The 8,442-nt window shown below is 44.5% G+C and carries 10 protein-coding genes; 4 read left to right on the forward strand and 6 right to left on the reverse strand.

Going from position 1 to position 8,442, the window contains the following annotated elements; genetic code table 11:
* Positions 1 to 82 precede the first annotated feature (82 nt).
* Positions 83 to 1,327 carry a DNA polymerase IV gene (locus tag RAC86_RS31440; RefSeq protein WP_129092509.1) on the reverse strand — a complete coding sequence of 415 codons (1,245 nt, stop codon included), beginning with the start codon at positions 1,325 to 1,327 and terminating at the stop codon, positions 83 to 85.
* A 72-nt stretch (positions 1,328 to 1,399) separates the two neighbouring features.
* Here RAC86_RS31440 and mifM point away from each other — a divergent pair, with 72 nt between their 5' ends.
* The 3 genes from mifM (at position 1,400) to RAC86_RS31455 (ending at position 3,456) form a co-directional block, all read left to right on the forward strand.
* Positions 1,400 to 1,687: a membrane protein insertion/folding monitor MifM gene (gene mifM, locus RAC86_RS31445; RefSeq protein ID WP_010886563.1), complete on the forward strand. Its 288-nt coding sequence runs from the start codon at positions 1,400 to 1,402 to the stop codon at positions 1,685 to 1,687.
* 30 nt (positions 1,688 to 1,717) lie between these two features.
* Positions 1,718 to 2,545: a membrane protein insertase YidC gene (locus RAC86_RS31450; protein ID WP_377886412.1), complete on the forward strand. Its 828-nt coding sequence runs from the start codon at positions 1,718 to 1,720 to the stop codon at positions 2,543 to 2,545.
* A 182-nt stretch (positions 2,546 to 2,727) separates the two neighbouring features.
* The gene (locus RAC86_RS31455; RefSeq protein ID WP_377886413.1) at positions 2,728 to 3,456 is read left to right on the forward strand and encodes a YqjF family protein; all 729 of its coding nucleotides are present in this window, start codon (positions 2,728 to 2,730) and stop codon (positions 3,454 to 3,456) included.
* Between the two features lie 40 nt (positions 3,457 to 3,496).
* On the opposite strand, the gene RAC86_RS31460 is transcribed toward RAC86_RS31455, so the two are convergent.
* Genes RAC86_RS31460 through mce form a run of 3 tightly spaced genes read right to left on the reverse strand, consistent with a single transcriptional unit; the run spans position 3,497 to position 6,568 of the window.
* Positions 3,497 to 4,612: a tripeptidase T gene (locus RAC86_RS31460; protein WP_003230352.1), complete on the reverse strand. Its 1,116-nt coding sequence runs from the start codon at positions 4,610 to 4,612 to the stop codon at positions 3,497 to 3,499.
* A gap of 17 nt (positions 4,613 to 4,629) precedes the next feature.
* Positions 4,630 to 6,153 (reverse strand): acyl-CoA carboxylase subunit beta, encoded by a 1,524-nt coding sequence (locus RAC86_RS31465; protein WP_377886418.1) that lies wholly within the window; start codon positions 6,151 to 6,153, stop codon positions 4,630 to 4,632.
* Complete coding sequence (gene mce, locus RAC86_RS31470) at positions 6,146 to 6,568, reverse strand: methylmalonyl-CoA epimerase (protein WP_106073542.1); 423 nt, start codon at positions 6,566 to 6,568, stop codon at positions 6,146 to 6,148. The genes RAC86_RS31465 and mce overlap by 8 nt, the downstream gene beginning before the upstream one ends.
* Before the next feature lie 89 nt (positions 6,569 to 6,657).
* Between mce and prli42 the strand changes: the two genes are divergently transcribed.
* On the forward strand, positions 6,658 to 6,750 hold the full coding sequence (gene prli42, locus RAC86_RS31475) for a stressosome-associated protein Prli42 (protein WP_003226489.1): 93 nt from the start codon (positions 6,658 to 6,660) through the stop codon (positions 6,748 to 6,750).
* A 19-nt stretch (positions 6,751 to 6,769) separates the two neighbouring features.
* Here the strand turns inward: prli42 and RAC86_RS31480 are convergent, their stop codons facing one another.
* Positions 6,770 to 7,300, reverse strand: coding sequence for a L,D-transpeptidase (locus RAC86_RS31480; RefSeq protein ID WP_377886415.1), 531 nt, complete (start codon positions 7,298 to 7,300; stop codon positions 6,770 to 6,772).
* Between the two features lie 51 nt (positions 7,301 to 7,351).
* A complete protein-coding gene (locus RAC86_RS31485; protein ID WP_377886416.1) occupies positions 7,352 to 8,320 on the reverse strand; it encodes an aromatic acid exporter family protein in 969 nt (322 codons plus the stop codon).
* Between the last annotated feature and the right edge of the window lie 122 nt (positions 8,321 to 8,442).

Raw genomic sequence — 8,442 nt, forward strand, 5'->3', positions numbered from 1 at the left:
AATCATTTTAAAATTTAAATTAAAATAAAATGATATTTATAATAAAGAAATTACCATACATTCACCCTTTTTTTCAAGCGATTCAGCTTTTCTTTTCATCTTGAAAAAAATCTTTATTAAAGCTTGTTCCCTTTGTTTTGCTCTCCTCTTTTTTTAACGTTGCCCCTTTTCTGATCAGTTTGGTACCGTACTTTTTATTCAGCTTTTCCATCATCTGCTGAATAGGCTCATCCTTCGCATCTTCATTAAAGCTGAACAAATCGAGCTGTTTATAGGCCTGCTCTTTTTCTACTAAATCCGTTCCGGTAATGCCAAGCAGCCTGACAGGATTTTTATTCCAATGTTTAAAAAAGAGGTGCTCCGCTTCTTTCAAAATGTCATTTTTTTGATCAATCGGGTTTCTCAGCGTGGTGCTTCTTGTGATGGTTTTCCAATCCGCATATCTAATCATAATAAAAAGCTTCGAAGCCATGACTTCCTTGCGCTGTAAACGGGCACTCACAGAAGCAGCAAGCTTTCTAAAGACGCCTAACAGCTCTTCTTCATCACTGGAATCATGGGAAAGTGTCGATGAGTTGCCGACGCTTTTAAATTCGTAAATGCGCTCCGGGTCAACCGGCGCATGGTGAATGCCATTTGCTTTATTTTTAAGGCGCGGACCGTTTATGCCAAGCAGGCGTTTCAGGGAGTGTTCATCAGCTGCAGCTAGCTCTCCGATTGTATGGATGCCAAGTCCCTTCAGTTTTTCCGCTGTCTTTTTGCCGACTCCGTGCATCTCTCCAACAGGAAGCGGCCACAGGATATCAGGCACTTGCCTCTTTCTTAAAATCGTAATTCCAAGCGGTTTTTTCATATCAGACGCCATCTTAGCGAGAAATTTATTCGGCGCGATCCCTATGCTTGACGGGAGCAGCAGCTCTTTTTGCAGCCTGCTTTGGATTTCTTTTGCCGTCTCTAGCGCGCGGCTGCTGTATGGTGTATCGGTCATGTCCATATAGCCTTCGTCGATGGAGACAGGCTCCACCAGGTCAGTATATTCACGGAGAATGGTAAACATTGCTCTGGAAGAGTTTCTATAGCGGTCAAAGTTCGGCGGAAGAACGATGAGCTCAGGACAATGGCGCTTCGCTTGCCAAACCGGCATCGTTGTTTTGACGCCGCGCGCTCTTGCTTCGTAGCTGCATGTTACCACAATGCCCTTTCGCTCCTTTACGTTTCCGGCAACTGCGACCGGCTTTCCCCGGAGAGCCGGATCATATGCCATTTCAACCGACGCATAAAAGCTATTCATATCAATATGGAAAATAATTCGGCTCTTTCCCGGCATAAACAAATCTCCTTTTCGGTCATTAGACAACAGCTTGTACATATAGTAAAATGAAGCTATTGAATGGATGTGATGACAATGTTTGTGGAATCGATAAATGACGTTTTATTCTTAGTCGATTTTTTCACAATTATTCTTCCTGCTCTAACGGCAATCGGGATTGCATTTCTCTTACGGGAGTGCCGTGCGGGCGAGCAATGGAAATCAAAACGAACAGATGAACATCAGACGGTCTTTCACATTAACCGAACAGACTTTCTTATTATTATATATCATCGCATTACAACTTGGATACGTAAAGTCTTCCGCATGAATTCGCCTGTGAACGATGAGGAAGACGCCGGTTCTCTTCTTTTATAAACCGCATTTATAAAAAGGAGGAGAACAAAATTGTTAAAAACATATCAAAAACTTTTGGCTATGGGTATCTTTTTGATCGTATTATGCTCGGGCAATGCTGCATTTGCAGCGACTAATCAGGTGGGAGGCCTCAGCAACGTAGGTTTTTTCCACGATTATTTAATCGAACCGTTTTCCGCTCTGCTTAAGGGTGTTGCCGGGCTGTTTCACGGAGAATACGGACTCTCTATTATCCTCGTAACCATTATTGTGCGTATGGTTGTACTGCCTTTGTTTGTTAATCAGTTCAAAAAACAGCGCGTGTTCCAAGAGAAAATGGCCGTTATTAAACCTCAGGTTGACAGCATTCAGGCCAAATTGAAAAAAACGAAGGACCCTGAAAAACAAAAAGAACTGCAAATGGAAATGATGAAGCTGTATCAAGAGAACAACATCAATCCGCTTGCTATGGGATGCCTCCCAATGCTGATTCAGTTTCCTATTGTGATTGGGTTTTATTACGCGATTCGCTCTACACCTGAAATTGCGTCACACTCGTTTTTATGGTTCAGTTTAGGACAATCTGACATTCTCGTGTCTCTTAGTGCGGGAGCAATGTACTTTATCCAGGCCTATGTCGCTCAAAAACTGAGCGCGAAATATTCCGCTGTCCCGCAAACCCCTGCGGCACAGCAATCCGCAAAATTGATGGTGTTCATCTTCCCTGTGATGATGACGATTTTCTCGCTTAATGTTCCGGCAGCCCTTCCGCTGTACTGGTTTACAAGCGGACTGTTTTTGACAGTGCAAAACATCGTCCTTCAGATGACGCATCATAAAAGTAAAAAAACAGCCGCTCTTACTGAGTCGGTGAAATAAAAAAGCAACCCCGCGCGAAAAGCCGGGGTTGTTTTTTTGTTACTTGCAAAGCATACCGCGCCAAACAGTCTTGTTTATCATGGCTGAAGCAGAAATGGCTATCCTAAAAAACAGCCGTACCGTTTAAAAAGAAGGAAATCGGGAATACCTTTACTCACCTCCATATGAAAGGAGCATGTACGTTGACGGAACGCTTTCAGCAAAAAAATATTTCTGTACCTGAAGGAATCTGGATTATGAGACAAACCTGGAATGATGTCTTATTTGCCCACTGGCCTGTTGATGTTTCTATCCTTCGCGCTTTGGTACCGTCCGTTTTAGAATTAGATACATATAACGGGCAAGCTTGGATCAGCATGCTTCCCTTTATCCTCACGAACCTGAGGGCGCGTTATCTTCCTGCCATTCCCGGTGCGCGTGCATTTCCTGAGCTTAACCTCCGCACCTATGTCACGTATAAAGGCAAGCCCGGCATTTATTTTTTTAGCTTAGATGCCAATCATCGTCTGGCGGTCCTTGGCGCTCGCACATTCTTTCATCTGCCTTATTTTTACGCGGATATGAAAGCCGAAAAAAACGGTGATGCCATTGACTATGTCAGCAAGCGAAAAAATGACAAAGAAGCAGCATTCCACGCCGCATACCGGCCCATTTCAGCGCCTTTTACAGCAGAAAAGGATTCGCTCGATTACTGGCTGACAGAACGGTATAGACTCTATACTACCAATCAGAGCAAACTCTATTACGAAGACATCCATCATCATCCATGGCTGCTGCAAAACGCCGAAGCGGAAATTTCAGTCAATACGGTGACTGATGCTCACGGTATTACATTGCCGGAGTCAGACCCCTTGCTTCATTACGCTAAAAAACAGGATGTGTTATTTTGGCCGCTTAGAAAATGGAGCTAAAAAAACCCGATGCGGGAAATGGCACTCGGGTTTTCTTTTTTTATTTTGCTGCCTCTTCAATAATGGCAACAACCATTTCTGCCGTTTTAACGAGCTCTTCGATCGGCATTTTTTCATTTTTTGTATGGATTTGCTCATAACCGACAGCAAGATTGACCGTCGGGATGCCATGACCAGCGATTACGTTCGCGTCGCTTCCGCCGCCGCTCGTTTGCAGCTCGCTTGGACGTCCGATTTTAGCAGCCGCTTTTTTCGCGATTTCAACAACTTGGTCGCCGTCTTGATATTTAAAGCCCGGATACATAACCTCAATTTCGACTTCTGCGCGTCCGCCCATATCAGCAGCTGCCTCTTCAAAAGCAGCTTTCATTTTTTGAACCTGAGCTTCCATTTTCTCAGGAACTAAAGAGCGCGCTTCAGCAAGAATATGAACTTCGTCGCACACAATGTTTGTTTGTGTGCCGCCTTCAAACCGGCCGATATTAGCTGTTGTTTCTTCATCGATACGGCCCAATGGCATTTTTGAAATGGCTTTGCTAGCGATTGTAATCGCTGAAATGCCTTTTTCAGGTTCAACCCCGGCGTGAGCGGTTTTCCCGAAAATTGCCGCTCTTACCTTCGCCTGTGTCGGCGCGGCCACAATGATATTTCCGACTTTTCCGTCTGAATCAAGAGCATAGCCGTAGGATGCAGTGATCATAGAACGGTCAAGCGCCTTCGCTCCGATCAGACCCGATTCTTCCCCTACTGTGATGATGAATTCAATCGTGCCGTGTTCAATGTTTTCTTCTTTCAGCACCTTAATCGCTTCAAACATTGCAGCCAGTCCCGCTTTATCATCAGCGCCTAAAATCGTCGTGCCGTCAGTTTTGACGTAACCGTTCTCTACAACTGGTTTTACGCCGTTTCCGGGTACAACTGTGTCCATATGAGATGTAAAATAGATCGTATCTGTTTGTTTTGTCCCTTTTAGCGTGCAAATCAGGTTACCGGCTCCGTGGCCCGTGATATCCATTGTATCGTCTTCTTTAACATCCACACCTAAATCAGAAAATTTTCGTTTCAGCACTTTGCAGATTTCAGCTTCGTGCTTTGTTTCTGAGTCAATTTGGACAAGCTCTAAAAATTCTTCCAGCAGGCGTTTTTCATTCACCATTTGTAAGTCCCTCCATATTAAAGCGGTATGTTACCGTGCTTTTTTTTCGGTCTCTCTTCTGTCTTATGTGCAAGCATATGAAAAGCTTGAATCAGTCTTCCCCTTGATTCTTCCGGCAAAATGATGTCATCGACCATTCCACAAGCGGCCGCTTTGTATGGGCCGGCGTTTTGCTTTTTGTATTCAGCAGTTTTTTCGCGTTTCGTCTTTTGCGGGTCAGCTGAAGCTTTGATTTCCTTTTCATACAAAATCGATGCCGCACCTTCTGGACCCATCACTGCGATTTCAGCATTCGGCCATGCAAACACAAGGTCCGCTCCGATCGCTTTGCTGTTCATGGCCACATAGGCGCCGCCGTACGCTTTTCTAATGATGAGTGTGACTTTTGGGACAGTCGCTTCAGCATAAGCAAACAATAATTTTGCTCCATGCCTGATGATTCCGTTGTGCTCTTGCTGAATACCCGGCAGAAACCCCGGGACATCTTCGACAGTCAACAGCGGGATATCAAATGCGTCACAAAAACGGATGAACCTTGCTGCTTTATCAGCAGCGTCAATCGTCAGGCTTCCCGCCAGATGCTTCGGCTGGCTCGCCACGATGCCGATTGCTTTTTCTCCCAGCCTTGCAAACCCAATGACAATGTTCTTCGCAAAAAATGGCTGAATCTCAAAAAAAGACTGCGGGTCAGCCAGCTCCCTGATTACCTTCCGAACATCATAAGGCTTTGTCGTGTCAGCAGGGACAAGACGGTTTAATAACGGTCTGGACGCCTCTTTCTCTGGCTTCGGCTCTGTTGTCCGGCCATTCAGCGGCAAATAAGACAGTAGTTTTCTCACGCCTGTCAGAACCTCCTTCTCCGTATGCCCGGAAAAGTGGGCGTTTCCGCTGACGGCATTATGTATCCCCGCTCCGCCTAAGCTCTCCGCATCAACCTGTTCCCCTGTCACTTTTTCAATCACCTTCGGGCCGGTAATAAACATCCGGCCAGTCTGTTCAGCCATAAATATAAAATCTGTGAGTGCCGGAGAATATACAGCGCCTCCAGCGCACGGCCCTAAAATAACCGATATTTGCGGAATGACTCCGGAATATAAGACGTTTCGGTAAAATATGTGACCGTATCCATCTAATGATACCACACCCTCTTGAATTCTCGCACCACCTGAGTCATTCAGCCCGATAATCGGCGCCTTATTTTTTGCTGCCAGATCCATCAAAGCGCAGATTTTCCTGGCATGGGTTTCGCCAAGCGCCCCTCCGTACACTGTGAAGTCTTGCGCAAATACATAAACTGAGCGACCGTCAATTGTGCCGTACCCTGTCACGACCCCATCCCCTAACGTGCGCTGTTCTCTTGTTAACACTTGACTTTCCATGAAGGGGTGTAATTCGATAAAGCTGTCCTGATCTAGAAGAAATATGATCCTTTCCCGAGCAGTGAGCTTGCCCTTTTGCCGCTGCTGAGCCAGCTTTTCCCGTCCTCCGCCTTCTTCTGCCTGCTTGCGTTTCGTGTATAAATGATCCATGTGCTCATCCATGCTCATTGTGTTGGTCTCCTTTCGGTTCACAAAGCTCTACAAGAACACCGTTTGTTTCCCGAGGGGAAATAAACGCGATCTTTTTCCCGTTTGCCCCCTGTCTTGGAAACCTGTCAATCAATTGAACATGCCGGTCAGACAATGCTTGAAGCTGTTCAGACAGGCCGTTGCACAAAAATGCAATATGATGCAGTCCCTGCCCTTTCTTCTCCAAAAATAAACGGACGGGGCTGTCAGCTGTCAACGGCTCTATCAGCTCAAGTTTGACGCTACCAGCTTGAAAAAAAGCAACATTCACCTTTTGCTCTTCAACCGTTTCTTGATGAAGAAATGCAAGCCCCAATACATTTTCATAAAAGCTTCTTGCATCTTTTATCGAAAAAACGGCTATCCCGATATGATCAAGCCTGTTCATTTTCATCCCTGCTTTCGCTAATAGATATCGCTTGTCCGCCCATTCAAAACACGCTAAAATATAGACAGATTGTTTAAGGAGTGAAAATCATGTCTCAAAAACTGATGAAAAGCGTTTTGATCGTGATTTTGGGAGTTTTTATTCTTTCAACTGTACTCTCAGGAATCGTCATGTTTCTATAACGATAAAAAAGCAGGCGCCTTATTCAATGGGAATATCCTGCTTTTTTATCAGAGCTTTATGCTCGATGGCAATCTCCTCAAAAGAGCGGTTGTCGTCCGTGATCAGCACTCTCGTTCCTACTGGTATCGTTTGAAACAAATGAACAACCTCATCGTTATGCATACGTATACAGCCGTTAGACACAAATTTTCCTACTGATTCCTCTCGGTTTGTCCCATGAATTCCATAAATCCGCCCGTCCGTTCCTTTCGCGTCAAATCCGATCCATCTGGCCCCAAGCGGGTTGTCAGGAGATCCCCCTTCAATATTTTTCTTTCTGTAGTAAGGATTTTCCGCTTTTACCGTTACCGAAAACTCTCCTTCAGGCGTCAAATCATCTGTTTTTCCAGTCGCCACACTGAACACGCCTTCTACTTTGTTGTCTAGGATAACAGCAAGTTCATTTGTTCGCTTGTTGACAATAACATATGGATCACCCGGCAGCGGATTTTCGCCGAGCGGCCAAATCGGTGAAATCATCATAAAAATCGAACATAAGAAAAAACGCATAAGCTCCTCCTTTTTCATTAGGTTGACCAATGAAGGAAGAGCTCATGCGAATCATCCGAGTGATTTTTGCGCTTTTATTCCTTTAAAATAACTTTTAATCACTAAATATTGTTCCATTTCGCCGAGAAGATGGAAGAGAGCGGCCCTTGCTTCAAATTCCTCTCTAGTCGCCGGAAGCGGCATCTCCTCAAATTCTTTTCTCATGTCAGCAAGTCTTTTCAGAAATTTGTACGCTGTATTCCCAGGGTGTATCGCCTCCCGCAAATCATGAATAAATTCAGCGATCATTTTTCCCTGATCTACCGTGATGGAGATCGATGTCACTTTAGGGAGAAGGCGTTCAATAATTTCAAATTGCTTTTCTCTCATTTTAAAATAATGATAATGCAGATTTTCGTAACGTAAAATGTGGTTTTGCACATCTCGATATGCCAGGTTTTTAGCCTCCGTAATAAGCTGGTGCGTTTCCGGAATTTCTTTTCCAGACCAATCTTGCTCACCAGTTAACAAATACCGTTCGATTTCTGCAAAAATGACAGCAAAGTTATCCTCTATCTTTTTACGGTAAGCAATCAGCTTCCGATCAAGACTCGGCATATACAAGTTCATCAATAGAGCGACGCCGATGCCGACCGTAATCAGCTGAACTTCATTCCAGATGAAAGTAGGCGTAATGCCGCCGGACATGTATAAATGAAGGATAATAACGGAACTGGTGACGATACCCTCGTTAATTTTTAACAGAACCGTTATCGGAATGAATATCAAAAGAAGCGCTCCGATCACAAACGGGTGGTAGCCAATAAGCTCGAAAAAGAGAAAAGAAAAAACAATTGCCAGACAGCATGCCGCAAAGCGGGCCCATGAGGCCTGAAGCGACCGTTTTTGTGTGATTTGTATGCACAAAATGGTGATGATTCCTGCTGATGCGAAGTTTTGCAAATGCAATAACTGGCTTATATAAATAGCCAAAGCTGTTCCAAGCGCGGTCTTTATTGTGCGGTAACCAATTTTAAACATGTCGGACTCCATTTCTATTTGTTTCTTCAATAAAAAAGAAGAAGCGATCAGCCTTCTTCTTTTTTTCTATATTCTATAATATTTTCTCTAAAAAGTCCTGCGCTCTTTTGGATTTTGGCGAC

The organism is Bacillus sp. LR_5 (assembly GCF_042709275.1).

Excerpts from the sequence above, each read along its gene's own strand:
- RAC86_RS31485 (WP_377886416.1), bottom strand. The coding sequence starts at position 8,320 with ATGTTTAAAATTGGTTACCGCACAATAAAGACCGCGCTTGGAACAGCT.
- RAC86_RS31440 (WP_129092509.1), bottom strand. The coding sequence starts at position 1,327 with ATGCCGGGAAAGAGCCGAATTATTTTCCATATTGATATGAATAGCTTT.
- RAC86_RS31465 (WP_377886418.1), bottom strand. The coding sequence starts at position 6,153 with ATGGATGAGCACATGGATCATTTATACACGAAACGCAAGCAGGCAGAA.
- RAC86_RS31460 (WP_003230352.1), bottom strand. The coding sequence starts at position 4,612 with ATGGTGAATGAAAAACGCCTGCTGGAAGAATTTTTAGAGCTTGTCCAA.
- prli42 (WP_003226489.1), top strand. The coding sequence starts at position 6,658 with ATGTCTCAAAAACTGATGAAAAGCGTTTTGATCGTGATTTTGGGAGTT.
- mifM (WP_010886563.1), top strand. The coding sequence starts at position 1,400 with ATGACAATGTTTGTGGAATCGATAAATGACGTTTTATTCTTAGTCGAT.
- mce (WP_106073542.1), bottom strand. The coding sequence starts at position 6,568 with ATGAACAGGCTTGATCATATCGGGATAGCCGTTTTTTCGATAAAAGAT.
- RAC86_RS31480 (WP_377886415.1), bottom strand. The coding sequence starts at position 7,300 with ATGCGTTTTTTCTTATGTTCGATTTTTATGATGATTTCACCGATTTGG.